Annotated in this window: 22 protein-coding genes and 1 pseudogene; 15 read left to right on the top strand and 8 right to left on the bottom strand. The window is 70.5% G+C overall.

The genetic code is table 11. The features are described 5' to 3' along the window. Positions 1-52: 52 nt before the first annotated feature. On the bottom strand, positions 53-877 hold the full coding sequence (locus EP757_RS37150) for an AraC family transcriptional regulator (protein ID WP_127553026.1): 825 nt from the start codon (positions 875-877) through the stop codon (positions 53-55). A gap of 76 nt (positions 878-953) precedes the next feature. Here EP757_RS37150 and EP757_RS37145 point away from each other — a divergent pair, with 76 nt between their 5' ends. Then, the gene (locus EP757_RS37145) at positions 954-1,958 is read left to right on the top strand and encodes an LLM class flavin-dependent oxidoreductase (protein WP_127553025.1); all 1,005 of its coding nucleotides are present in this window, start codon (positions 954-956) and stop codon (positions 1,956-1,958) included. Here the strand turns inward: EP757_RS37145 and EP757_RS37140 are convergent. Genes EP757_RS37140 through EP757_RS37130 form a run of 3 tightly spaced genes read right to left on the bottom strand, consistent with a single transcriptional unit; the run spans position 1,955 to position 4,805 of the window. After that, entirely contained in the window at positions 1,955-2,710 is a 756-nt protein-coding gene (locus EP757_RS37140) for a S9 family peptidase (RefSeq protein ID WP_127553024.1), read from the bottom strand. The genes EP757_RS37145 and EP757_RS37140 overlap by 4 nt on opposite strands. 9 nt (positions 2,711-2,719) lie before the next feature. Further along, on the bottom strand, positions 2,720-3,718 hold the full coding sequence (locus tag EP757_RS37135; protein ID WP_232050205.1) for an MsnO8 family LLM class oxidoreductase: 999 nt from the start codon (positions 3,716-3,718) through the stop codon (positions 2,720-2,722). A 13-nt stretch (positions 3,719-3,731) separates the two neighbouring features. Continuing rightward, positions 3,732-4,805: a hypothetical protein gene (locus tag EP757_RS37130; protein WP_232050204.1), complete on the bottom strand. Its 1,074-nt coding sequence runs from the start codon at positions 4,803-4,805 to the stop codon at positions 3,732-3,734. A 121-nt stretch (positions 4,806-4,926) separates the two neighbouring features. On the opposite strand from EP757_RS37130, the gene EP757_RS37125 reads away from it, so the two are divergent. Next, positions 4,927-5,523: a hypothetical protein gene (locus EP757_RS37125; RefSeq protein WP_127553022.1), complete on the top strand. Its 597-nt coding sequence runs from the start codon at positions 4,927-4,929 to the stop codon at positions 5,521-5,523. Between the two features lie 90 nt (positions 5,524-5,613). On the opposite strand, the gene EP757_RS37120 is transcribed toward EP757_RS37125, so the two are convergent. Continuing rightward, positions 5,614-6,351: a copper homeostasis protein CutC gene (locus EP757_RS37120; protein ID WP_197725469.1), complete on the bottom strand. Its 738-nt coding sequence runs from the start codon at positions 6,349-6,351 to the stop codon at positions 5,614-5,616. Positions 6,352-6,401: 50 nt separating this feature from the next. Between EP757_RS37120 and EP757_RS37115 the strand changes: the two genes are divergently transcribed. The 5 genes from EP757_RS37115 to EP757_RS37095 all read left to right on the top strand — a co-directional run bounded on the left by EP757_RS37115 (position 6,402) and on the right by EP757_RS37095 (position 9,974). Then, on the top strand, positions 6,402-7,718 hold the full coding sequence (locus tag EP757_RS37115; protein ID WP_127553021.1) for a family 43 glycosylhydrolase: 1,317 nt from the start codon (positions 6,402-6,404) through the stop codon (positions 7,716-7,718). A 58-nt stretch (positions 7,719-7,776) separates the two neighbouring features. After that, positions 7,777-8,118 carry a PadR family transcriptional regulator gene (locus EP757_RS37110; protein WP_232050203.1) on the top strand — a complete coding sequence of 114 codons (342 nt, stop codon included), beginning with the start codon at positions 7,777-7,779 and terminating at the stop codon, positions 8,116-8,118. Further along, complete coding sequence (locus EP757_RS37105; protein ID WP_160165998.1) at positions 8,115-8,807, top strand: DUF1778 domain-containing protein; 693 nt, start codon at positions 8,115-8,117, stop codon at positions 8,805-8,807. The genes EP757_RS37110 and EP757_RS37105 overlap by 4 nt, the downstream gene beginning before the upstream one ends. A gap of 9 nt (positions 8,808-8,816) precedes the next feature. After that, a complete protein-coding gene (locus EP757_RS37100) occupies positions 8,817-9,338 on the top strand; it encodes a GNAT family N-acetyltransferase (RefSeq protein ID WP_127553019.1) in 522 nt (173 codons plus the stop codon). Between the two features lie 171 nt (positions 9,339-9,509). Next, entirely contained in the window at positions 9,510-9,974 is a 465-nt protein-coding gene (locus EP757_RS37095; RefSeq protein ID WP_127553018.1) for a GNAT family N-acetyltransferase, read from the top strand. Between the two features lie 5 nt (positions 9,975-9,979). Here the strand turns inward: EP757_RS37095 and EP757_RS37090 are convergent, their stop codons facing one another. Together EP757_RS37090 and EP757_RS37085 are read right to left on the bottom strand one after the other, a co-directional pair. Then, positions 9,980-11,062, bottom strand: a complete 1,083-nt coding sequence (locus EP757_RS37090) for a hypothetical protein (RefSeq protein ID WP_127553017.1) — start codon at positions 11,060-11,062, stop codon at positions 9,980-9,982. Beyond that, positions 11,059-11,550 (bottom strand): GNAT family N-acetyltransferase, encoded by a 492-nt coding sequence (locus tag EP757_RS37085; RefSeq protein WP_232050748.1) that lies wholly within the window; start codon positions 11,548-11,550, stop codon positions 11,059-11,061. Before EP757_RS37085 ends, EP757_RS37090 begins: the two co-directional genes overlap by 4 nt. A gap of 223 nt (positions 11,551-11,773) precedes the next feature. Between EP757_RS37085 and EP757_RS37080 the strand changes: the two genes are divergently transcribed. The 6 genes and pseudogenes from EP757_RS37080 (at position 11,774) to argF (ending at position 20,056) form a co-directional block, all read left to right on the top strand. After that, positions 11,774-15,244, top strand: a complete 3,471-nt coding sequence (locus EP757_RS37080) for a TIR domain-containing protein (protein ID WP_127553015.1) — start codon at positions 11,774-11,776, stop codon at positions 15,242-15,244. A 191-nt stretch (positions 15,245-15,435) separates the two neighbouring features. Beyond that, positions 15,436-15,690 (top strand): annotated as a pseudogene (locus EP757_RS44550) (amino acid permease); the annotation flags it as partial. A 100-nt stretch (positions 15,691-15,790) separates the two neighbouring features. Beyond that, complete coding sequence (locus EP757_RS37075) at positions 15,791-16,837, top strand: APC family permease (RefSeq protein ID WP_255435311.1); 1,047 nt, start codon at positions 15,791-15,793, stop codon at positions 16,835-16,837. A 19-nt stretch (positions 16,838-16,856) separates the two neighbouring features. Continuing rightward, on the top strand, positions 16,857-17,813 hold the full coding sequence (locus tag EP757_RS37070; protein WP_127553014.1) for a carbamate kinase: 957 nt from the start codon (positions 16,857-16,859) through the stop codon (positions 17,811-17,813). 5 nt (positions 17,814-17,818) lie between these two features. Then, complete coding sequence (locus tag EP757_RS37065; protein WP_127553013.1) at positions 17,819-19,039, top strand: arginine deiminase; 1,221 nt, start codon at positions 17,819-17,821, stop codon at positions 19,037-19,039. 15 nt (positions 19,040-19,054) lie between these two features. Next, entirely contained in the window at positions 19,055-20,056 is a 1,002-nt protein-coding gene (gene argF, locus EP757_RS37060) for an ornithine carbamoyltransferase (RefSeq protein ID WP_127553012.1), read from the top strand. Between the two features lie 82 nt (positions 20,057-20,138). Here argF and EP757_RS37055 read toward each other — a convergent pair whose 3' ends face one another. Further along, positions 20,139-21,020 (bottom strand): dioxygenase, encoded by an 882-nt coding sequence (locus tag EP757_RS37055; RefSeq protein ID WP_197725468.1) that lies wholly within the window; start codon positions 21,018-21,020, stop codon positions 20,139-20,141. Positions 21,021-21,133: 113 nt separating this feature from the next. On the opposite strand from EP757_RS37055, the gene EP757_RS37050 reads away from it, so the two are divergent. Together EP757_RS37050 and EP757_RS37045 are read left to right on the top strand one after the other, a co-directional pair. Then, positions 21,134-23,128 carry an ATP-binding protein gene (locus EP757_RS37050; RefSeq protein WP_232050202.1) on the top strand — a complete coding sequence of 665 codons (1,995 nt, stop codon included), beginning with the start codon at positions 21,134-21,136 and terminating at the stop codon, positions 23,126-23,128. Positions 23,129-23,192: 64 nt separating this feature from the next. Further along, positions 23,193-24,578, top strand: a complete 1,386-nt coding sequence (locus EP757_RS37045; protein WP_127553009.1) for an NAD(P)/FAD-dependent oxidoreductase — start codon at positions 23,193-23,195, stop codon at positions 24,576-24,578. Positions 24,579-24,600: the final 22 nt, after the last annotated feature.

Here is a 24,600-nt window from a genome sequence, read left to right as displayed (position 1 = left end):
TCAACTTGACGGCAATCCCGCACTCAGGACAGGCGATACGGGATTCCGGACATCAGGTCGCTTTCGGGATCCGGCCCGGAGTCACCTTCATCACCCGGCGGAACGCGGCGATGAACGTGCTCGGCTGCGAGTATCCGAGCCGCTCGGAGACCTCCCGCACGTCCACGCCGGCGGACAGCAGCGCCAGGGCCTCATGCACCCGCAGCGCCTGCCGCCACTGCGCGAACGACAGCCCGGTCGCCTCCCGGAACGCCCTGGTGACGGTCCTCTCACTCGTCCCCAGCAGCGCCGCCCACTCCTGCAGGCCGCGGTCATCGGCCGGGTTCGCGAGCAGCGCCTCGGCGATCGGGTCGATCCGCGGATCCCCGGGCAGTTCCAGCGCGAACTGACTCTCCGCAGGGGCGAGGACATCGAAGACCACCGCTTCGGTACGGGCGCGAGCCGCGGCATCGAGTCCCGTTTCCGCGAGACGCTTCAGCAGCGCCTCCAGCAGCGGCGTCATGGTGATCGAGGTCGGGCCGTCGAACTCCACGGGCGTGCGCTGCGGATCGAAGAACGCGTCGTGCAGCTCGGCCTCCGCGGTCAGCCGGCCGCCGTGCACCACACCGGCCGGCAACCACAGCCCGGATCCGGCCGGCACCGTCACGATCCGGTTCCCGATCCGGCAGGTGAGCGTGCCGCCACGCACCCACACCAGCTCGTGCATCGGATGCGCGTGCGGCAACCAGTCGGTCGCCACCCCGGGCACCTCCGACTCGGCGACGATCGCCTGCGGCCCCCGATCGCCGGCCGGCACCTCCACGGCCCGGCGCACGACGGTCCCCGGATCACGCCGCCAGGTGCCCAGACTCAAACCGGCCGTGGAGGGGGAAGGCATGCGGGGGAGCGTACGCGGCCTGTGTTCTGACCCACCGCCGGGAACGATCACCGGGTGACGGGTGTTGCTCCGCAGTGTGACAAGCACATCCCCGGCCGGGCTGCGCCTCTCGATCCTCGATCTGGCGCCCATCGCTCCCGGCGACACCGTCGCTCAAGCCTTCGCGAACTCCGTCGCCCTCGCCCAGGCGGCCGAACGGCACGGCTATCAGCGGGTCTGGTACGCCGAACATCACAACATGGCCCGGATCGCGTCGAGCGCCACGAGCCTGCTGATCGGGCACGTCGCCGGGCAGACCTCGACGATCCGGCTCGGCGCCGGCGGCATCATGCTGCCGAACCACTCGCCGCTGGTCATCGCCGAGCAGTTCGGCACCCTGGCGTCGCTCTACCCGGACCGCATCGACCTGGGCCTGGGCCGGGCGCCCGGCAGCGACCAGGCCACCATGCGGGCCATGCGCCGCAACCCGATGTCGGCCGAGAGTTTCCCGCAGGACATCCGCGAGCTGCAGGGCTACCTCAGCGGTGACTCGCTGATCGACGGCGTGCAGGCCACGCCGGGTGCGGGCACCAACGTTCCGCTCTACATCCTGGGTTCGTCGATGTTCGGGGCGAAGCTGGCGGCGGCGTACGGGCTGCCGTACGCGTTCGCCTCGCACTTCTCGCCGGGACTGCTGCACGAGGCCGTGGCGGCGTATCGCGCGGAGTTCACTCCGTCCGCACAGCTGGCTTCGCCGTACGTCATCGCGGGGGTGAATGTCGTGGCGGCGGAGACGTCCGAGGGGGCGCGGGAGCAGTTCGAGACGACGCGCCGGATCCTGGTGCGCGGGCTGATCACGCGGGCCGCGGCCGGAGCTCCGGACTACACCGACGCCGAGATCGACGCGTTCCTGACCACGCCGAACGGGCGTCAGCTGGCGTCGATGCTGACCTACACGGCGGTGGGCACCCGGGATGAGGTGGGTGCCTACCTCACCACGTTCGCGAAGGAGGCGCAGGCCGACGAGCTGATCGTGGCGCACCAGTCCACGCGGATCGCCGACCGGCTGGCGTCGGTGGCGCTGACCGCGGAAGCCGTCTAGGACAGGTAGGGGTCGGCCCAGGCGCTGATCACCCGGGCCGCCCGCTGCGCCTGTCCCGGCGCGGTCAGCAGATGGTCCGACCCCTCCAGCGCGACGAAACTGCGCGGATGCTGCGCGGTCTTGAAGATCCGGCTGGCGTTCTCGACGCTCACCGTGGCGTCCGTCGGGGAGTGCATCACCAGCAGCGGCAGGCCCAGCGCCTCCACGTGGTGCCGCAGCTCGGCCTGGCGGAAGTCCTCGACGAGACTGCGTTTCAGGATGAGCGCCTTCCCACCGATCAGCCACTCGGCGTGACCGTCTTCGATCACCCGGTCGACGAGGGCCTGGTAGTGCCGTTCGACGTTCTTCGGCTCGAACGGGGCGCCGATCGTGGCGACCGCCCGCACGCTCGGGATCCGGTCCGCGGCCGCGATCACCGCCGCGCCGCCGAGGGAGTGGCCGACCAGGATGTCCGGCGGGGTCCCGCGCCCGGCCAGGAACTCGGCGGCCAGGACCGTGTCGTCGACCTTCACCGCGAACGAGCCGTCACCCCAGTCGCCCTCCGAGTCGCCGAGGCCCAGGTTGTCGAAGCGCAGCATGCCGATGCCCTCGGAGGCCAGCTGCTTGCAGGTGCGCGACGCGGCCGGTGAGTCCTTGCTGAGCGCGAACCCGTGCGCGAACACGCCCCAGCCGCGCACCGGCTCGGCGGGCGGGTCGACGAGGCCGGCCAACGCGGATCCACGGCTGCTGGCGAATCGGACGCGCTCGGCCACGGTTCGATCCTAGGCCTCTCCGGTGCTTCTTCTCCCGAATAGGGCGGCCAGCGCCGCGTCGGAAGCGGTCAGGGCGGCGCGGTCGTAGGTGCTGCTCGCGGCCACGAGCTCGGCGGCGCCGGTGCGTTCCAGCAGTTCGGTCAGCCGGCTCTCCACCGCCGCCGCGGTGCCGGTGATCGCCGCGGCGGCGGTCTGGTCGAGGTACTGCTGCTGGCGCGGGGTACGGGCGGCGGCGCGGATCGCGGACACCGGTTCGAGGGGCGGGAACACGCCCGTCGTACGGCTCTGCGCCATCGCCCACGCCTCCGGCAGGATCAGCTCGGCGGCCTCGGCGGCGGTGTCGGCGACAAGCACGTCGAGGCTGATCGCGACGCGTGGCTCGGGCTGCTGGGCGGAGGGGCGGAACTCCTTGCGGTAGGCGGCCAGGGCGTCGAGTCCCGGACCCGGGTCGCCGCCGACGCCGAGCAGCGGCCCGCCGACGATCACCGGCAGTCCGGCTTCCGCCGCCACCTGGAGTCCGGCGCCGGTGGCCAGCACGAACAGGGGTGGGTCGCCGTCCGGCTGCGGGTGGAGCGTCACTTCCGACGTACCGGAGAAGAAGGTCTGTAATTCGGCGATGCCGGCGGCGAAGTCATGATCACCCTGGCGCAGGGCCCGGCGGACCGGTGGAGTGAAGCCGGGGGAGCGGCCCAGGCCCACGTCGACGCGGCCCGGGGCGAACGCGGAAAGCGTGGCGAACTGCTCGGCCACGACGATCGGCTGGTGGTGGGGGAGCATCACGCCCGCCGAGCCGATCCGGATGCGCGCCGTCGCGCCGGCGATCGCGGCCAGCAGCACGGCCGGGGCGGCGCCCGCGACCCCTGGTACACCGTGGTGCTCGGCGACCCAGAAACGTCTGTATCCCTCTTTTTCGGCACGTTTCGCTCGTTCGACCGTTGCTCGCAGCGCTGCCGCGTCGGTCTCACCGGCTCGGATACGGGAGCGGTCCAGCAGCGAAAGCGTGATCACGACAGGTGCAGCGTCAGTGGGCGGCGACCTGTTCCCGGCGGAACTCGTGAACCGGGCGCCAGCGGTCGTGCAGCGTGGTGATCAGCGAGATCATCGTGAGGAAGAACAGGGTGTCGTAGCCGTCCATCTGCCGGCCGAGGATCCCGTTCCCGACGGTCGCCAGGATCACGTTGACCAGCAGCCGGGCGGCGAACGCGAGCGCCGTCGAGCGGATCGTCCAGGAGCGCCGCGCGAAGGCCAGCGAGATCGCCGCGTTGAGCACGACGGTGATGGCGACGCCGATGAACAGGTCCGTCGTGGAACCGGTGAAGTCCGGCAGCATCTGGCCGAAGACGCCGCAGATCAGGCCCAGGAGCAGCGCCTTCTCCAGGGTGTTCCACGACAGGACGGCATCATTCCTGGTACGCCACGCGCTCTGCTCGTGCGGCTCGTCGATCGGTGCCGGCAGCGGCTCGGGCCGGATCCGCCAGTCCCAGTCAGCGGGCCGCAGCCGTGGCCTGATCAGCCGCTGGAACGCGACCGCCAGCCCGGCCAGCAGCGCCACGATCAGGGCGAGGACCCAGTGGTGGGCCGCGATCTCATCGGTCAGATCCAGCCGGGCCACGTGCAGCCACCACTCCTGCGGCAGCTTCACCACCACCCAGATGACACCCGCCACGCCGATCCACCAGGTGGCCAGCAGCGTCACCGGCGACCAGCGCGACCGGATCGTCTCGTACGCGATGAAGAAGTACTCGAAGACGTTCGGGAAGACCAGCAGCAGCCAGCGCGCCTGCGTCAGCTCGAAGATCAGCGCACCGGCGAGCCGGTAGAAGAACAGGAACCGGGAGATCGAGAAGGCGGCCTCGCTGGTCCAGTTGCGCAGCGTCGACAGGTAGGCGATGGCCAGGTAGTAGACGTCCATCGCCTTGTCGTACGACTGGTAGCCGGGCGGGTCGTACCCGAACGACTGGAAGATCGTCTGGTCGACGCCGTCCAGGACCAGGCAGGCGATCACCGCGGGCAGCGGGAAATACGGGATGAGCAGCGGAAGCAGGAACCGGGCCGCGACGACGGTGAGGAAGACGACGGCGACGCCGGTACTCATGATCAGATCCTCCCACGGCGCTGGGGGCGCTGCGGCCATCCGCTTCCCCTGCGGTCGGGCGGCCGTCCCCAGCGGGCCAGAGGCCTGACCGATGGCGTCCGCCCGCCTTACATTGATGTGCATGAGCGAAGCAGCCGCCGACAACGAGACGATCGACCGCATCGTCACCATCGTCCTGGCGGAATACGCGGCACTGCGAGCCGAGATGCTCAACAAGACGACGACGCGGCACACGCTTCTCGGGTTCTATGTGACGGCGCTCGGCGTGGTCCTCGGCTTCGTGCTCTCCGGACGCTCAGGAGATCAGCTACTGCTGATCATTCCGATCCTGACGTGCGCCTTCGGCATCTCCATCGAGGCCGAGGGGAGAGACAAGCGCCATATGGGTCGCTACATCGACGATGTCCTGCGACCGACCTTGGCGCACCAGGTCGACTCGACTGATGTTCTGATCTGGGAAAGCTTCTACGCGAAGGAATCACGGGGGCAATTCACCGCACGAGCGTTCGCTATGTTCCTGCTCTTTCCCGGAACAGCGATAGCGGCACTGACGGCGGGGCTACCGAATTCCGGCTCCTCGTTGTCGTGGACGCTGTGGGCCATCGGTGTCGCATCACAGGCCGCGCTGGTCGTCATGTCGATCCCGTCCGTGCGCCGGCTCGTGAAGGTGCGCTATCTGGATCCGGGCAGCGGCCGCTCCCCTGCCGACAGTCGGTGAGCCTTCGCGGATGCTGCCGCGGGCACGCCGTGGTGGTGCGCCGGCCCGGGCGCTGACGACTGTTGGCGCTGTGCGGCCGGCGGTTTCTCCTCAGTGCCGCTCGTGATCTCGCAGGGCTGTCAGTATTCGCCGTACTTGCTGCTCGTCGGTGGTTTCCCGGGTCGTCGCCCCGGCCGGGGCCGCGGTGCCCAGGCCCACCGTCACGGTGTCGGGGATCCCGTGTTTGGCGGAGGCGTGGACGGCTGCGACGCCGGTGCGCAGGATGCCGGGGATGGACTCCGGGCTGACACCGCCGCCCGCCATGATCTCGATGCGTCCGGCTGCCGCGTCGACCAAGGCGGTCAGGGCCGGTAGAGCGTCGGAAACCGAGTCGGCTCCGGCAGAGCTGAGCAATCGGCGTACGCCGGATTTTGAAAGGATGTCCAGAGCCGCCGCCGGATCGCCCAGCGTGTCGAACGCGCGGTGGAAGGTGACGTCGGCGCCATCGGCGGCGGCGGCGATCCGATCGAGCAGGCCTTCATCGACGTGGCCGTCCCGGACACCGCCGACCACGACGCCGTGCGCGCCCGCCGCCAGCGCGTGCCGGACGTCGCGGATGATCAGGTCGGCCTCGGCGGGCGTGTAGTCGAAGCCGCCCGGCCGGGGACGGATCAGGACGTGGATCGGCGGGATGCCGGGGGTCGCGACGGCGGCTTCGATGAAGGCGAGCGACGGGGTCAGGCCGCCGAGGGCGAGCGCGGAACACAGCTCGATGCGGTCCACCCGGAGGCGGGCTGCCACCTCGAGACCGTGGGTGTCCTGGACGGCGAGCTCGAAGGCGACGGGCACGGATCTGAGTATGGTCGATCGATGAGCTTCGTTCGACAAGGGGAGATTCCATGATCCGACTGCTTGCCGCTGCTGCTCTCGTCCTGACCACCGCCGCGCCGATCAGCCCGGTCATCGATCAGAACTTCGCCGACCCCGATGTCATGAAGGTCGGCGGGACCTACTACGCGTACGCCACGAACAGCGACGGCCGCAACATCAAGTGGGCCACCTCCACCGACCTGGTCTCCTGGACCGTGCAGGCCACCGACGCACTGCCGACGCTCGGGGCCTGGGCCGACCCGACCTGGTCGTTCCCACCAGGCGGGCCCGGTGACCACGGCGTCTGGGCGCCGGAGGTGTTCGCGGCCGGGCCCCGCAGCTTCGTGATGTGGTACACCGCGCACGACCGCGCCTCCGGCAAGCAGTGCATCGGCGCGGCCACCGCCACCACGCCGCGCGGGCCGTTCGAGCCGCAGGACACCGCTCTCGTCTGCACCCCGGAGATCGGCGGCGCGATCGACGCGTCGTCGTACACCGAGAACGGGCGCCGCTACATCCTGTGGAAGAACGACGGCAACTGCTGCGCCCAGGACACCTGGCTGCGCCTGCAGCAGGTCAGCGCGGACGGGCTGCGCCGGGTCGGCGCCGAGACGCAGCTGATCAAGCAGAACAAGCCGTTCGAGGGCATCCTGGTCGAGGCGCCGACGCTGTGGAAGCACGCCGGGACGTACGTGCTGTTCTACTCGGCGAACTTCTTCGGCGACGACCGCTATGTGAGCGGCTATGCGACGTCGCCGAGCCTGCGCGGGCCGTACACGAAGGCCGCCTCGCCGCTGATGACCACCGACGCGTTCGCCGGCGCCGTGCGCGGACCCGGCGGCCAGGACGTCGTGACCGGTCCGGACGGCAAGGACCGGATCGTCTTCCACGGCTGGAACCCGGACTTCACCTATCGGGCCGTGTACTCGCGGCGCCTGGACTGGCAGGGCAGCCGGCCGATCGTCGAGGGCGCCAAGGTCCGGTACGAGGCCGAGGACGCGGCGTTCACGCGGGCCAACGCCCGGTACGCGGCCGGCGGCGCCAGCAACGGCGTGGTCGTCGGCGGCATCGACTTCGCCGACAGCCGGGTCAGCTTCTCGGTGTACGTGCCCCGGGCCGGTGACTACCGCCTCTTCACCCGCTACGCCAACGGCTCCGACGGCGGCGCGGCCGACCACACCCTGACCGTCAACGGCGCTGCCGCCGGAACCGTGGACTATCCCGTCACGGGCTGGGACAACTGGCAGACCACCGAGCGGACCGTGACCCTCAAGAGCGGGACCAACACGATCTCGTACGGCAAGGGCGTCAACTTCGCCGAGCTGGACGCCATCGACGTGGCGTGACAGGCGGCCGTCCGGAAGCTTGGTTGTTCTCTACCTAGCCCCTAGGTAGAGTCGAAGCATGGGTGGGCTGGGCAAAGTCAGAATGACAGTCACGACGCAACTGGTGTTGCAGTTGCTGCTCGACGACCCGGCTCAAGAGACCTATGGATTAGCGATCGCTGAGGCGGCGGGGCTGCCCAGTGGAACGATCCACCCGATATTGGCTCGACTCGAGCAGGCGGGCTGGGTGGAAAGCCACTGGGAGCAGGTGGACCCACGAGCAGAGAAACGGCCCCGCCGACGGTACTACCGATTGAGTGCGCTGGGGGCGGAACAGGCACGTCAGGTGCTGGAAGTGGCGCACGCTACCCGCCCATGGCTGTTCACGCTGCGTCCACGGGCCGTCCGGAGCGCGTCATGACCATGCCCAACAGTTCGGCTCAGCATTTGATAGAGATTCTCACCCAGGCTCGTAACATCGCGCAGGCGCGGGCGCTCGATCCCGCTCTGAATATTGTTCTGACCCGGGCGAAATTCCTCGCGGGTGACCTTGGAATTGATCTCGAACTGAATCGCGACTTGTCGGAGGACGTCTCCAAGAATCTTGATCGGGCGATTCGCATCGTCTCCGAAAAAGGTTCCGAGTCGTCGCCCTCCACGCGCGCTGTTCATGCGGTCCGAGGGCTTTCGGCCGGGATATTGCGTCTGGTTGTCCGAGCACTTCCCGCCGAGCACAGGGCGCGATACGCGGAAGAGTTCTCGTCGGAGATCGCCAGTCTCCCGCGTCGCGCGCGCCTCGGCTACGCCCTCCGTCTTGCCGAACAGGTCTGGCCACTTCGCCGGAGCTTGACTGTCGATCTCCGATTGACTCGGGAGCAGCACGCCGTTCTGCTAGCAGCCGCCGCCCTCGAAGCTGAGGAAGTCTCCAGTTTCCTGCTGGGTGCGGCTCTGCCGAAAGCGCGCCAAGTGATCAATGGTGATCAGGACGTGGTCATGCCTGCTGAAACCTTCGAGCGCTTTCTCGCCGAGCTTGACAAGCCGCCGCGCGTGATCCCGGAACTCCGCGGTTTGCTCAATAGCGAGTCGACCGGTCGAATCCATATCACCTAAGCTTTCCGGGTGGCCGCTGGTGATCTCGAACTATCGAAGCTCACGCGCGCATGGGATCGGAGCCAATTCAAGTGTGGCCGGTCTGAACTCGATGACTGGCTCCGCCGGTACGCCATGCAGAGTCAGGAGGCGGATCTCGCGCGTACCTTCGTGCTGCTCGAGGAGTCCGAGACGCCGGGGATCAAGCGCATCATCGGCTACTTCTCGTTGACCATGAGTAGTGTGCGCCGCGATGAGGTTCCTGACGAGCTCGCGCGCCGCGTACCCAGGCATCCCATCGGCGTCGTTCTCCTGGCCCGGCTCGCTGTCGACGAGTCGGCTCAAGGGCGAGGGCTGGGCAAGGACCTTCTGAACCTCGCCCTCCGCCGGGCCGTTCAGGCCGGAGACATTGTCGCCGCCCGGCTGATAGTGGTGGATGCGCTCGACGATGAAGCGGAAAGCTTCTATCGCCGCTACGGATTCCAGTCCCTTCCGGACGTGCCCCGGCGGCTCTTCCTGCGGATGCAGGACGTCATGGCGTCGTTCGAATAGAGGGACGACTGAGCAGACGGTTCGCTCCGCTGGAGCAAGTGCTCAACCTCTCGCTATCTACGGTGACGCTGGGGAAGCCGTTCTCGAAGAGTCGGCTGCGCCGGTCGAGGGTCCGCCGCAGATGGCCGGGGTCGCCCGCCGTCGCCGGCTTGCCTACCTAGAATCGCCGCTATGGCCGAGGTGAGCGTGCGCCCGATGACGGCGACCGAGTTCGAGAACTGGCAGCACGAACTGGCCGCCGACTATGCGCGCGAGCAGGTCGCGGCCGGCAACTGGCCCGCCGAGGGCGCCTATGAGCGGGCCCGGGAGGGTAACGCCGCGCTGCTCGCCGCCGGCGACCACCTCACGCTGACCGGCGTCGCCGGGGACCAGCCGATCGGCCGCCTCTGGATCGGGCTCGACCACCCGCGCGGCGTTCCCGGTTGCGCCTTCCTCTACGACATCGAGGTGGCCGCCGAGCATCGGGGCCGCGGCCTGGGCCGTGCGCTGCTGGCGGCGGGCGAGGAGGCCGCTCGTGCCGGGGGAGCGCAGTCCCTCGAACTCAACGTCTTCGGTTCCAATGCGAAGGCGGCCGCGCTCTACCTGAGTTCCGGCTATGAGGTCGTCACGCAGCAGCTGCGCAAACCGTTGAGCTGACGCCGTCAGAGCCGGCAGTAGCCGTAGTGGTAGGGCCGCCCCCGGTCGTAGATGGCGCGCAGCCACGGCTGCCTCACCTGGGGCAGGCGGGCGAGGACACTCAGGAAGATCCCGCCGTCCGGCTCCAGGCGGTAGCCGGGTAGCAGCGGCGGCAGGGATTCCGGGAGCAGCGGGACCGAGCGGCCGACCGGTCTCGGGTCGCGGTGGAATGCCAGGTGGCTCCAGACGTCCCAGGCCAGCGGGATGGGCTTCGCCGGCCGAGCCACCGGCCACAGCTCGCCGGTCTGCGGATGCTGCGGGACCAGGGCGAGGTCGCCGGCGGCGGGTGGGAGGCCGGGACCGGCCAGGACCATCCCGGTACGCCGGAGCGCCGCACGACCGGGTTCCGCCGAAGGCGGGCCAGTGCTCACCGGGACACCGAGACGGGTGAGAGTGGGCTGGAAGAAGTCGGCTACCCGCTGTTGCACGAGGAGGATCGGGTGGCCGTCCGAGGCGGCGAGCAGATGGGCGAGCGCCGTGGCGACGGCCGCGGCCCAGACCGGATGCCAGCCGCCGTCCGGCTCCGACGGCGGGATGCCGGGACGCTGGTCGAGCAGGTCCGGCCAGTCGAGGACCGGGTGCGGACCAGGACCGTCGTCGATCACGTGGGTGGCGAGCGGGTTCAGCCAGACCGCGTGGCGCAGGCCGCAGTCGTCGACGCGAAGAGCTACCGGTGTGCGGCAGGTCAGGCAGACCATGTTGGGTTCGTTGCCGTCGAGGCCGCAGCAGCCGTACTCGCTGACCAGCGCCGGCTCGATCGCGGCGTTACGGATCTCGCCGGGAGCCAGCAGCACGTGACCGGGCGGTCCGCCGCAGACGCCGTACCGGGGCGCGTACCAGCCGAGTGCCTCGGCGTCGTCGACCTCCTCCCAGCGGCGCCACGGCGTACCGGAAGGAAGGGGATCCTCGGCGAACGTGCCGGGCTCCAACGCCGGTTCGAGCGAGCCCGGACCGTTGCCCCACTTCTGGCGTGCGTGAACCGGGAACGCCACCCGCGACACCGGACCCGTCAGCGCGGCCCCGCACGCCCGGCACCCGAAGACCGTCACGCGGCCGGCTGCTTCGCGTAGTGGACCAGCGTCCAGGCCGGGTGGTGCTCGCGCCCGACCTCGCGGTAACCCAGGCCCCGGTAGAAGGCCATCGCCTCCGGCTGGTTGGTGGCCGTGTCCAGGTGCATCGTCGTCACTCCGCTGTCTGCCGCGCGCTTCTCCAGCCCGGACATCAGAACCCGCCCGACGCCGCGCCGCCGGGTCGCCGGATGCACCCGCACGCGCAGAACCTCGGCACGCGCGCCGGGGCCGGTCCGGTAACCGCCCATGCCGACGACATGGCCGTCCAGTTCCACGACCAGGAACTCACCGCCTACCGCCAGGAAGCTCGCCTCGATGTCCGCGAGGTCCGGAAAGGCGGCGGGCGCCGTCGTCGATGGCGGCAGCGGGATCGGGACGGCCGGGTCGGCTGTCGCACCGATGTTCGGCAGCGCGTTCAGCGCCCACACCACTCCAAGATCCGCGCCCTGGAACCGCCGAACCGCCATCACGCCGTCGACCATGCACCGGCTCGGACCCCGGCGCCAGCGAATATCGGGAATCCGGGAGTCCCCGGTGGCCGGCCGCCGAGATCGATGGCGGCGCCCGCCCGCCGGAGCGTCCGACCAGGTGATCATGGCGGTGGTGTACGGATTCGCGAAGTGGACGTATGGGGTCGCGACGTGGAGAATCGGCCCCCGCCGATCACTCGCCGACCGCGGAGACAGAACCATGCCTTTCGATGGGTTCATCTCGTACAGCCATGCCGCCGACGGCCGCCTCGCGCCCGCCGTCCAGCGTGGCCTGCACCGGCTGGCGAAGCCGTGGCACCGCCGCCGGGCACTCTGGATCTTCCGCGATCAGACCGGGCTGGCCGTCACCCCGGGTCTCTGGTCGTCGATCCAGACCGCTCTGGACGGCTCCCAGTACTTCGTTCTGCTCGCCTCCCCGGAGGCGGCGCGATCACCCTGGGTGAACAAGGAGATCGAGCACTGGGTGGCGACGAAGTCACCACAGCGGATCCTGCCGGTGCTGACCGACGGCGAGTGGGCCTGGGACGCGGGCGCCGGTGACTTCACCGCCGGGTCCACGGCGGTGCCCGGCGCGCTGCGCGGGGTCTTCGCCGAGGAGCCGCTCTACCTGGACCTGCGCTGGGCCCGCGACGACCTGCACCTGAACCTGCGGCACGCCCGGTTCCGCGACGCGATCGCGCAGCTGGCCGCGCCGATGCACGGCGTCAGCAAGGACGAGCTGGAGAGCGAGGACGTACGCCAGCACCGCCGCGCCCGCCGGCTCTGGTCGGCGGCGACGGCGACGCTGGTGGTGCTGGCCCTGGTGGCCTCGCTCACCGGGGTCATGGCGATGCGCAACGCCGGCCGGGCCAACGCCGCGGCCGTGGAGGCGCAACGGCAGCAGCAGATCGCCTCCGAGCAGCGCGGCAGCGCCGAGCGGGCCACCGCCGAATCCCGCCGCCAGCAGGAGAACGCCCAGGAGCAGGAGGAGCGCGCGCAGTCCGCGGCGGAGGAGACCCGCCGCCAGGAGGAACTCGCCGCCGAGCAGCGGGCCCTGGCGGACGAGGCGGCGGCGGATGCGGCCACCCAGCAGGAGAACGCGGCGTCGCAGGCGCGGATCGCGAGCCGGCACGAGAAGGACGCGCGTCAGCAGAAGGCGGACGCCCAGCGGGCGAAGGAGGACGCCCAGCGGCAGAGGGAGGATGCGCGCCGGGCGAAGGAGGACGCGCGACGTGCGAAGGAGGACGCGCGGCGGCAGGAGGAGGACGCACGACGCGAGAAGGAGAACGCGCGCCGGGAGAAGGAGAACGCCGCCCGGGAGAAGGAGAACGCCGCCCGGGAGAAGGAGAACGCGGACCGCGAGAAGGAGAACGCGGACCGGTACGAGCAGGAGGCTCAGCGGCAGCAGGAGCTCGCCGACCAGGCCGAGGCCCGTGCCCGGGAGCAGGAGCGCCTGGCCGAGGAGCATCAGCGCCAGGCCGAGAAGGCGGAACAGGAGCGCGAACGACAGGAGCAGCTCGCCGAGGAGGCCGCCGAGGAGGCCCGCCGGCAGCGCGAGGAAGCGGCCCTGCAGCGCCGGATCGCGATCAACCAGCGGCTCGTCGAACGCGCCCGCGGGATGATCGCCGACGATCCGAAGAAGGCCCTCATGCTGGGCGTCGCGGCGCAGGAACTGCACGGCGACGCGGCCACGAAGGACCAGCTCGGCCACCTCGTGATGGCCACGAACTACGCGGGTGCGCTCGCCGGCGTGACCGATGTCGTCACGCTGGCCGACGGGGTGCTCGCGACAGCGGACGCCGGTGGGACGGTGTCGCTGTGGACGGTGACGGATCCGGCGAACCCCGTCCGGCTGGCGAGGATTCCCTCGGCGGGTGCGGCGGGCATGACGCTGGCGGCGACCGCCGACGGTCACACCCTCGCCGTCGCCGACGGAAGTGCCGAGGCGATGCGGTGGGACATTCACGATCGAGCTTTCCCCGTACGGATGAAGCCGTTGAAAGACGAAGCCGGGATCGTCACCGTGTCGTTCAGCCCGGACGGCCGCACCGCCGCGACCGGCGACAAGGCGAAGAACACGACGCTGTGGGATGTGACCGGCGAGGATCCGGCGCCGCTCGCCACGCTGCCGGCCGCGCACTCGCTCGTCTTCAGCCCGGACGGTGTGACGGCGGTGACCAGCGGCGCGAAGACCACCGTGTGGAACCTGGCCGACCGTGCCGCGCCGGTGCAGCTCGCGACCCTGACCGGCGCGATCGCCGACGGCATCGTCGCGGTCAACCCGAAGCTGGCCGTCGTCGCCGTCGAGGAGGACGGCGGCTGGATCGCCCCCTGGGACCTGCGCAACCCGGCCCAGCCGAAGCGTGGTTTCTCGATGGAGGCGGCGACCGGTGACGCCACGCTGACCCGGATGGCGTTCAGTGCGGACGGCCTGATGCTGGCCCTCGGCGATTCCAGCGGGACCACCACCCTGACGAACTTCTCGCTCGGCTCGATCCCGGGCCAGGCGATCCCGCTGGGCACTGTCGCGTCGCTGACCGGCCGTGACGGGCCGATCCGGTCGATGACGCTGAGCCGCGACGGGCAGATGCTGATCACCGCGGGGGAGCGCCGGTCGGCGACGCTGTGGCGGATCCGCGGCGCCTTCGCCCGTGACGCGGTCGCCGTGATGACCAGGCCGTCCCCGGCTGACATCGTGGGCGTGACGTTCGCCCCGAACGGCCGTAGCGTCCTGGTCACCGACGCGCCGGGAACCGCGGTCTCCTGGGACCTGACCGATCCTGCCCATCCCGTCCAGCAGCCGGCGCAGGCGCTGAACAGCGGCCGCATCCAGCTGATGGACGCCAGCCCGGACGGGCGCACCCTCGCCGTCGGCGGCATGGACGAGAAGGTCACGCTGATCGACATGACCGGCCCGTCCCCGGCGGTGCTCGCCACCATCAGTGAGGGCGGCGAGGACGTCACCGCGATCACGTTCGCCCCGGACGGTGCCCTCGCCGTCGGCCGCCTGGACGGATCGACGACGCTGTTCAGCCTGGCCGACCGGTCGCGACCTGCGCAGATCGCCAAGGTCGCCGACCGTGGCATCCTTAACGAGGTCGCGTTCAGCGCGGATGGCGACACGATGGCGGTCGCCGCCGGCTACAACGTGTCGCTGTGGAACCTCACCGACCGTGAGGCACCGGTCCGCCACGCCGAGATCGCCCTCGGCACCACGACGTTCGCCGCCGCGTTCAGCCCGGACGGCCGGACCCTCGCGGTCGGAGCCGGCTGGTCCGGCCAGGCCACCCTCTTCGACATCGCCGATCTCGCCCAGCCGCACCGGCTCGCCACCATCCAGGGCACCGACAGCACCGTCAGCCGGCTCGCCTTCAGCCCGGACGGGCACACCCTGGCCACCGCCGGGATCAGCGAGGCGCGGCTGTGGGAGGTCACCGACCGCAGCTTCCCGGTCCGCTTCGCCACCCTCGCCAACCCGCAGCTCAAGACCCGCGAACTGGCCTTCAGCCCGGACGGGCACACCCTGGCGGCCGCGGGCAGCCGATCCGTCTCGCTCTGGGACTACTCGGTGCCGCGGGATCTTCTCTCCGAGCCTTCGGGGTACGCCTGCGCGATCACCGGCCGCGGCCTGACCGCCGAGGAGTGGTCGCGCTACATCCCGGAGCTGCCGTACCGGCGCACCTGCGCATAAAGGAGGCCGGACATCCACGGGGGAAGATGTCCGGCCTCACCGAGAATCAAACCACACCGCGCCCTGCGCCGCATCCTCCGCGTCCGTGGAATTCATCCGCTGCGGACGAGGCGGTCTCGGTGATTCGGTGACCATCGTCATGCGTGGATCCGTAATCCGTGCGCACTCCCTCCAGCGGTTCGGGGAACGTCATGGCAGATGTCCGAGAAGCGCCCTCCAGGCCGGAAGCCGTCGCGAGCCTGGGCCTTCCGCAAGCCACCGCGCTGATCCTGGGAAGCATCATCGGGGTCGGCATCTTCAACCTTCCGTATTCACTGGCGTCGATCGGTCCGATCAGCATCGTCGCGATGCTGCTGACCACCGTCGGCGCCGTCGCCCTGGCGCTGATGTTCGCGTCGCTGTCCCGGCGGCTCCCCGCCGACGGCGGCCCGTACGCCTACGCGCGGGCCGGTTTCGGCAACGGCACCGGCTTCATGAACGCCTGGTCGTACTGGATCACCCGCGTGGGCGGGGAACGCCGCGATCGTCACCGGCTGGGTCTTCTACGTGGAGAAGTTCGTCAACACCGGCCACGTGGCCGGCTGGTCCATCGTCATCGCCCTGGTCGGCCTCTGGATCCCGGCCGCGGTCAACCTGAGCGGCGTCAAGAACACCGGCGCCGTGCAGCTCTGGACCTCGATCATCAAGTACGTCCCGCTCGCCATCATGTCGACGGTCGGCCTCTTCGCGATCAGCTCCGGCAACTTCAGCCCCTGGAACGTCAGCGGTGAATCGGATCTGCGCGCGATCGGCAGCGCCATGGCGATCTGCCTGTTCAGCTACCTCGGCGTCGAGGCCGCGGCGGTCGCCGCCGCGAAGGTCCGCGACCCGGAACGCAACATCGGCAAGGCGACCCTGCTCGGCACCCTCGGCGCCTCGGCCGTCTACCTGCTCTCGATGGTCGCCGTGTTCGGCACGGTGCCCACCGCCGAGCTGGCCCTGGACGAGAACAAGGCGTCCTACTCGGTGGCGGCCGACGCCATGGTCGGCGGTGGCACCTGGGCCGGCACCCTGGTCGCCCTCGCCGTGATCGTCTCCGGCATCGGCGCGCTCAACGGCTGGATCATGATCTGTGCCGAGATGCCGCTGGCCGCCGCGAAGGACGGCCTGTTCCCGGCGGCGTTCGGGCGGATCTCCCGGCGCGGCGTCCCGGCGATCAGCATCATCGCCTCGACGGTGCTGGGCAGCGTGGCCATGGCGGTCAGCTTCATGGGCACCAGCGGCGCCACCGTGTTCAACACCCTGGTGCTGATGACCGGCATCACGGCTGCCGTCCCGTACGCCTTCTCCGCCCTCGCCCAGCTCAAATGGCGGCTGCGGGATCGCCGTGAACTGCACACCCCGCGCTTCGCCAGGGACGCCGTCGTGGCGGTCCTCGCGCTGGTCTTCTCGGTGCTGTTCATCTGGTGCTCCCGCAACACCGGCGCCGACAACTGGTACGAGGTGTGGGGCCCGTTCCTGCTGGCCGGCATCGCGATGCTCCTCGGCATCCCCGTCTACCTGCGCATGCGCACCCGGATGACCGACCCGCCGCCGGTCCCGCCGTACCACTGACGACCTCGGAGGATTCCCCATGCGCATCGTCATCGCCATCGGCGGGAACGCATTGCTGGAACGCGGCCAGAAACCGGACGCCGCGACCCAGCAGGAGAACGCCCGCCGCGCGGTCGAAGCCCTCGCCCCGCTGGCCGCCCGGCACGAACTCGTCATCACCCACGGCAACGGACCGCAGGTCGGCATGCTCGCCCTGGAGAGCGCCAACGATCCCGAGCTGGACCGGCCCTACCCGCTCGACGTGCTCGGCGCGCAGACCCAGGGCATGATCGGCTACTGGCTGCTGCAAGGCCTGCAGAACGCGCTGCCCGGCCGGCAGGTCGCGGCCATCGTCAACCAGACCCTGGTGTCCGCCGCCGACCCGGCGTTCGCCGCACCCACCAAGTTCGTCGGCCAGGTCTACGACCAGGCCACCGCCGAGCGGCTCGCCGCCGAACGCGGCTGGGACGTGAAACCCGACGGCCCGCACTGGCGGAGGGTCGTCCCGTCACCGGCGCCCGAGCGGGTCGTCGAGATCCGCATCATCCGCCAGCTGCTCTCCTCCGGCGCGGTAGTGGTCTGCGCGGGCGGGGGCGGCGTACCGGTGATCCGCAACGAAGCCGGCCGGTTGCAGGGCGTCGAGGCGGTGGTCGACAAGGATCTGGCCACCGCGGTGCTCGCCGAATCCCTCGAAGCCGACGCCCTGCTGCTGCTCACCGACGTGCCGGCGGTCTATCGCGGCTTCGGCACCGACCAGGCCGAACCCCTCTCCCGGGCCACCCCGGCGGCCCTGCGCCGCGAGCGGTTCCCCGGCGGCTCGATGGGCCCGAAGGTCGAGGCCGTCTGCCAGTTCGTCGAGCTCACCGGTGACCTCGCCGCCATCGGCGCGCTCACCGACGCCGAGCAGATCCTCGCCGGCAAGGCCGGCACCGTCGTCACCCCGGCCGGCGACTACGGCGGCCCCCACGACCTCAAACCCCCCGCTCGCGAAAGGTGATCGCCGTGGCATTCGGTGTGCACTCCGAGGTAGGAAGACTCCGCAAGGTCCTGGTCCACCGGCCCGGCCTCGAACACTCCCGGCTGACCCCGTCCAATGCCGAGGAGTTGCTCTTCGACGACGTGCTCTGGGTCGAGCGGGCCGAAGCCGAGCACGACGCGTTCTGCGACGCGATGCGCGGCCGTGGCGTCGAGGTCTTCGAGGTCGAGAACCTGCTCACCGAGGCGCTCGCCGACCCGGCCGCCAAGCAGTGGGCCGCCGAGCACATCCTCAACGAGCGCGAGGTCGGCATCACCGCCGCCGACCGGGCCCGGGAATGGATCGGCGAGGCCGAACCGGCCCAGGTCGCCGACTTCCTGATCGGCGGGATCACCAAGGCGGACGTGGCCCGGCCGCTCGGGTTGATGTGGGAGTCGGCGTCGTCGACCACGATGCTGCTGCCGCCGCTGCCGAACTTCCTGTTCCAGCGCGACCCGTCCTGCTGGATCTACGACGGCGTCACCCTGAACCCGATGACCAAACCGGCCCGCAAACCGGAAACCATGATCATGGAGACGGTCTACCGGTTCCACCCGATGTTCGCCGCCGAGAAGTTCCCGATCTGGCTGGGCGGCGCCGGCGAGGACTGGGGCCGCGCCCACGTCGAGGGCGGCGACGTGCAGCCGATCGGCAACGGCGCCGTGATGATCGGCATGGGGGAGCGGACCACACCCCAGGCCGTGCTCTGGATCGCCCGTTCGCTGTTCCGGGCCGGATCGGCCACGGTGGTGCTGGCCGTGCTGCTGCCGAAGTCGCGCAGCTACATGCACCTCGACACGGTCATCACCATGTGCGACCGCGACCTGGTGACCGCGTTCCCGCAGGTCGTCGACGGCGCCCGGACCTGGACCATCCGGCCCGGCGACAACGCCGACGACCTCGTCGTCGAGCAGGCGAGCGGCTCGCTGCCGCAGCTCATGGGCTCGGTACTCGGCGTCGATCACATGCGGGTCATCGAGACCGGCGGCGACAGCTTCGGCGCCGAACGCGAGCAGTGGGACGACGGCAACAACGTGGTCGCCCTCGAACCCGGCGTCGTCGTCGCCTACGAGCGCAACACCAGCACCAACGCCGCGCTGCGCAAGGCCGGCGTCGAGGTCATCACGATCGCCGGCTTCGAGCTCGGGCGCGGCCGTGGCGGCTCGCACTGCATGACCTGTCCCATCCAGCGCGACCCCGCGTACTGACTCCGGAGGCGTCCCATGGCGTTCAACCTGCGCAACCGCAACTTCCTCAAGGAGATCGACTTCGAGCCGCGCGAGCTGCGGCACCTGCTGGACCTGGCCCGGGCCCTGAAACTGGCCAAGTACGCGGGCACCGAGGTCAAGCACCTCGACGGCAAGGAGATCGCGCTGATCTTCGCGAAGACGTCCACCCGTACCCGGTCGGCGTTCGAGGTCGCCGCGTACGACCAGGGCGCGCACGTGACCTACCTCGACCCGTCCGGGTCGCAGCTCGGCCACAAGGAGTCCATCGCCGACACCGCCGCCGTGCTCGGCCGGATGTACGACGCCATCGAGTTCCGCGGCAGCGAACAGGCCGACGTCGAGGAACTCGCCGCGCACGCGGGCGTCCCGGTCTACAACGGGCTGACCAACGAGTGGCACCCCACCCAGATGCTCGCCGACTTCCTCACCATGCACGAGGCGAGCGGCAAGCCGTACGACCGCCTCACCTACGCCTACCTGGGCGACTGCCGCTACAACATGGGCCGCTCACTGCTGGTCATGGGCGCCCTGATGGGCAGCGACGTCCGCCTCGCCGGCCCGGCCGACCTGCACCCGCCCAAGGACGTGGTCCAGACCGCCCAGGACATCGCCCGCCGCACCGGCGCCCGGATCACCATCACCGACAACCCCGCCGACGCGGTCGCCGGCGCCGACTTCATCCACACCGACGTCTGGGTCTCGATGGGCGAGTCGAAAGACGTCTGGACCGACCGGGTCACGGTGCTGGCGCCGTACCAGGTCAATGCCGCCCTGCTGGAGAAGTCCGGCAACGCGAAGGTCAAGTTCATGCACTGCCTGCCGGCCTTCCACGACGCCAACACCGTCGTCGGCGCCGAGATCATGCAGCACACCGGCATGACCTCCGGCATCGAAGTCACCGAGGAGGTCTTCTCCTCAGCAGCCAGCATCGTCTTCGACCAGGCCGAGAACCGCCTCCACACCATCAAGGCGGTCCTGGTCGCGACCCTCGGCTGACCGCCTGATCCTCGTCGGGGTGCCGTTCGACGGAACGGGGCCGTGGATGCGATCCCGCCGCCGCCGCCGGCCGACCGGCTGGTCAGGCGATCTGGAAGGAGCGCTTGGAAAGGCCGATCGTGTAGCCGTCGATGGCGGTGGTGATCGGGGCGGTGGGGCTGTCGGCGGCACCGAGGGTGATGAACAGTGGTGTGAAGTGCTCGACGGTGGGGTGGGCGTACGGCATGCCCGGCGCGCGGTCGCGGAAGGCGGCCAGCTCGTCGACGTCGCCGCGGGACAGCGCGTCGGCTGCCCAGGCGTCGAAGTCGGCGGACCAGCCGGGGACCACGCCGGTGAGCGCGTCGCGGGTGAGGAACCGCAGGCCGTGGGTCATGAAACCGGAGCCGATGACGAGGACGCCCTGCGAGCGCAGGATGCGCAGGCGTTCGCCGAGGCCGAGGAGCTGGGTGGCGTCGTGGGTGGGGATGCTCATCTGCAGGACCGGGATGTCGGCGTCCGGGTACATGATCTTCAGGGGGACCCAGGCGCCGTGGTCGAGGCCGCGGCTCGGGTGCTCGTGGACGGCGCCGGGCATCAGGCCGACCACCTGGCGGGCGAGCGGCGAAGCGTCCGGGGTGTCGTAGCGCATCCGGTAGTAGAGCGGCGCGAAGCCGCCGAAGTCGTAGACCAGTTCGGCGCCGGCGGTGGCGGAGACCGCGAGCGGCGCTGACTCCCAGTGGGCGCTGACGATGAGGATCGCCGTCGGTTTGGGCAGGCTGCGCGCCCACCGGTGCAGCTCGGTCATCCACGCGGGGTCCTCGAACGTGGGCGGCGCGCCGTGGCTGAGGTAGAGCGCGGGCAGCGGGCCGTCGGCTTCGGTCCAGGCGCGGTGGGCTTCGACGGCGTCGAGGGCGCCGACACGACGAAGGTGCTGCTTGAAGGGGTGTGCCTCGGGGATCAGCGCGTCGGCGGGAGAGAGCTGCATGCCGACCATCCTGACGGCCGTAAGTTGAAACTTCAACATAACCGCCGTCACACGATCTGTCGGGCCGCCGACGGGTGCTGGCCCTGGCCCGGCGAGGGGCCGACACTGAGCCGGTGGCGACTACCGTCCTCGGGGACGTCATCGAGCGGGCGCGCCGGCGGGACTTCGTCGGGCGTCGTGACGAGCTGCGGTCGTTCGCCGAGGCGCTGACCGGCGCGTCCCCGCGGCGGGTGCTGTTCGTGCACGGCCCCGGCGGCATCGGCAAGACCACCCTGCTGCTGGAGATGGCCGCCCGGGCTCGTGCCGCCGGGCGGGAGCCGCTGCTGCTGGACGGCCGGGAGATCGACCCGTCGCCGGCGGCCTTCCGCGAGGCGGCGGCGCGCAGTGCCACGCTGCTCGTCGACTCCTACGAATACCTCGACGCCATCGACGGCTGGCTGCGCCGCGATTTCGTCCCCGCACTGCCGGCCGATGGCCTGATCGTCCTCGCCGGCCGTGAGCCACCGCCGGCGGCCTGGCGGATCGATCCGGGCTGGCGCCAGGTCGTCGCCGTCCACCGGATCGGCCACCTCGACCACACGGACAGCACCGATCTTCTCGCCAGGGCCGGGGTGACCGCGACTGATCAGCGTCAGCTGCTGGCGCTCGGCCGCGGCCACCCGCTGACCCTCGCGCTGCTGGCCGACATCGCCCGCGACGGCGACGTGCCGGACAGCCTCGCCGACGTGCCCGACCTGATCTCGGTGCTGCTCGAATCGCTGCTGCGCGACGCCCCTTCGGAAGCGCACATGACCGGCCTCGCCACCTGTGCGCGGGCCTGGCTCACCACCGAGGATCTGCTGCGCAAGACGGTCGGCGCGGACGCCGCCGAGGTGTGGGGATGGCTGCGGCGGCGACCGTTCGTGCACTGCCGGCCCGGCGGACTCACCCCGCACGACCTGACCCGGGAGATCCTGGAAGCCGAGTTCGAACGCCGGTCGCCTGATCGCTATCGGTCGGTGCACCGGATCATCCACGATCACGTGGTCGCCGGGATCCGGGCCACCACCGGACCGGATCGGCAGCTGCTCGCCCAGCAGCTGCTCTATCTGCACCGGCGCAGCCCACTCACCGACGCCTATTTCTCCCTGCGCAGCAAAGGCACCGCGGCGGTCGTGCCGGCCCGGCCCGACGAATACGCGCCGGTCCTGGAGATCATCGAACGCCTGGAAGGCCCGGAGAACGCGGCATTGGCCGAGGGCTGGATCGCCGACGAGCCGGATTACATGAACGTCGTGCGCACCGAGGACGGCATCGCCGGTTTCGCCTACGGATTCTTCTGCCCCTGTGGCTCGCCGATGGAGGAGCGCGACCCGGTCGTCAGAGCGATTCTGTCGTACGTCGGGAGCACCGCACCGACGCGCCCCGGCGAACGCGTCGAGATCGGCCGGTTCTGGTCGGGGGCCCGGGACGCCCAGCGTGACGACTACGCCGTGCTGGCCGGATCGGTGACCTCCGTGATGACCTGGTGCACCGAACCGATCGCGTGGTCGTTCGTGGTGTCGTTCGATCCCGAGTTCTGGGGCCCGTTCTTCGACTATCTCGGGTTCCGGCCGCTGGTCGAGGTGACCGTCGACGGGCGGCCGCACGTGGCGTACGGGATGGATTGGCGCCGTTTCCCGGTCGAGGAATGGCTCGCGATGATGAATGAACGCGAGCATCAGGGCGGCACCGGACCACCCCCGGAATCGGCGCTGCGCCCGCTCCCGCTGAGCCGGACGAGCTTCGGCGACGGCGTACGAAATGCGCTGGTGAATCTGCACCGCTCCGATCGCCTCGCCGGTTGTCCCCTGATCGGAAGCCGCCTCGGCGCCGACGCGAGTGAGGTCCGCGCGACCATCGAGAAAGCGATCGACAGGCTCGCCGGAACACCGAAGGGCGACCAGCTACAGGCTGTTCTGAATCGGACGTTCGTGCGCGGCGCCCCGAGTCAGGAAGCCGCGGCGGAGGTCCTCGGGCTGCCGTTCAGCACCTATCGGCGGCACCTCGCGCGCGGCGTGGAACAGCTGACCGAGCTGCTGTGGGCCGTCGAGATCGGCACGGCCGGGCAGGAGATGGGCACCGACTGACCTGGAGAGTGGGCAGTCGCCGGGAGCACGCTGCCGCCATCGGCACATCGATGGAGGGACGGACATGGCACGGATCCTGATTCTCGGCGCGGGACTGGCCGGCCTCGGCACGGCACTGCTGCTGGCCCGCGATCAGCACCAGGTGACCGTTATCGAACGCGACCCGGACGGGCCGCCGCCGGACGCCGGTGATGCCTGGGACGACTGGCAGCGGCGCGGCGTCAACCAGTTCCGGCTGCCGCATTTCATGTTGCCGCGCTGGTGGCACCTGATGCGCACCCAGCTTCCCGAGGTCGGGCAGGCGCTGACGGCGGCCGGCGCACGCGAACTGAACCTGATCGGCATGCTGCCCGTGGAACGGCGCGGCGCGCTCCAGCCCGGTGACGAGCGGTTCGACACCGTCACCGCGCGCCGGCCGGTCCTCGAAGCGGTGCTGTCGCCGGCCGCCGAAGCCGCCGGAGTCACCATCAGGCGCGGTGTGGCGGTGACCGGGCTGACGACGGACGGGTCCACGCGGGTGACCGGCGTGCTGACCGCCGGCGGCACGGCGATCTCCGCCGACCTGGTGGTGGACTGCGGTGGCCGGCGCTCGGCCCTGTCCTCCTGGCTGCAGGCGGCCGGCGCCCGCGCGCCCTACGAGGAACGCGCGGACTGCGGCTTCGTCTACTATTCCCGGCACTTCGCGGGCGAGCTGCCGGCCGCGCGGACCAACCTGCTGCACAGCTACGACTCGCTGTCGGCGATCACCCTGCCCGGCGACAACGGCACCTGGAGCGTCGTGCTGGCCACCGCGAGCGGCGACAAGGCCCTGCGTGGCCTGCGTGAACCGGCCCGCTGGCACGCGGCAGTGGCCCGCTATCCGCTGGTCGCGCCCTGGGCGGACGGCGAGCCGATCTCCGGCGTCGACGTGATGGCCGGCATCGAGGACCGGCACCGGCGGCTGGTCGTCGACGGTTCCCTGGTCGCGACCGGAGTGGTCGCGGTCGGCGACTCCTGGGCGTGCACCAACCCGTCGATCGGGCGGGGCGCGTCGATGGCGATGATCCACGCCGTGCTGCTGCGTGACCTGCTGCGCGAGACCGACCCGGCCGACCACGAGAAGCTGGCCCGCCGCTTCGACGAGGCCAGCACGCGGGTGGTCGAGCCGCTGTACCGCGCGACCCTCTGGAACGACCAGCACCGCCTCGCCGAGATGGCCGCGGACGCCGCCGGAGCCACCTACGAGACCGGCGACCCGCGGTGGCCGATGAGCAAGGCGCTGTTCGCGGCCAGCCTCGCCGATCCCGGCCTGGCCCGCGGCTACACGTCCCTGACCGCCTTCATCGCCACCCCCGACGAGGTGTTCGCCGGCCCCGGCGTCGTCGACAAGGTGGTGGCGCTCGGGATGGGCGCGCCGCGCTATCCGCTGCCCGGCGCGACCAGGGCCGAACTGCTCGCCGCGATCGGCTGATCCACCGGGCCGCTCAGATCGG

The sequence above is a fragment of the Actinoplanes sp. OR16 genome (assembly GCF_004001265.1).
Taxonomy (GTDB): domain Bacteria; phylum Actinomycetota; class Actinomycetes; order Mycobacteriales; family Micromonosporaceae; genus Actinoplanes.
Note: the sequence above shows the minus strand (reverse complement) of the source record. Positions and strands in the feature narration are given on the sequence as shown.

Bases quoted from the DNA above. Each gene is read 5' to 3' on its own strand.
- EP757_RS37150 (WP_127553026.1), bottom strand. From the start codon at position 877: ATGCCTTCCCCCTCCACGGCCGGTTTGAGTCTGGGCACCTGGCGGCGT.
- EP757_RS37130 (WP_232050204.1), bottom strand. From the start codon at position 4,805: ATGAGTACCGGCGTCGCCGTCGTCTTCCTCACCGTCGTCGCGGCCCGG.
- EP757_RS37125 (WP_127553022.1), top strand. From the start codon at position 4,927: ATGAGCGAAGCAGCCGCCGACAACGAGACGATCGACCGCATCGTCACC.
- EP757_RS37115 (WP_127553021.1), top strand. From the start codon at position 6,402: ATGATCCGACTGCTTGCCGCTGCTGCTCTCGTCCTGACCACCGCCGCG.
- EP757_RS37110 (WP_232050203.1), top strand. From the start codon at position 7,777: ATGGGTGGGCTGGGCAAAGTCAGAATGACAGTCACGACGCAACTGGTG.
- EP757_RS37105 (WP_160165998.1), top strand. From the start codon at position 8,115: ATGACCATGCCCAACAGTTCGGCTCAGCATTTGATAGAGATTCTCACC.
- EP757_RS37095 (WP_127553018.1), top strand. From the start codon at position 9,510: ATGGCCGAGGTGAGCGTGCGCCCGATGACGGCGACCGAGTTCGAGAAC.
- EP757_RS37085 (WP_232050748.1), bottom strand. From the start codon at position 11,550: ATGGCGGTTCGGCGGTTCCAGGGCGCGGATCTTGGAGTGGTGTGGGCG.
- EP757_RS37080 (WP_127553015.1), top strand. From the start codon at position 11,774: ATGCCTTTCGATGGGTTCATCTCGTACAGCCATGCCGCCGACGGCCGC.
- EP757_RS37070 (WP_127553014.1), top strand. From the start codon at position 16,857: ATGCGCATCGTCATCGCCATCGGCGGGAACGCATTGCTGGAACGCGGC.
- argF (WP_127553012.1), top strand. From the start codon at position 19,055: ATGGCGTTCAACCTGCGCAACCGCAACTTCCTCAAGGAGATCGACTTC.
- EP757_RS37055 (WP_197725468.1), bottom strand. From the start codon at position 21,020: ATGCAGCTCTCTCCCGCCGACGCGCTGATCCCCGAGGCACACCCCTTC.
- EP757_RS37045 (WP_127553009.1), top strand. From the start codon at position 23,193: ATGGCACGGATCCTGATTCTCGGCGCGGGACTGGCCGGCCTCGGCACG.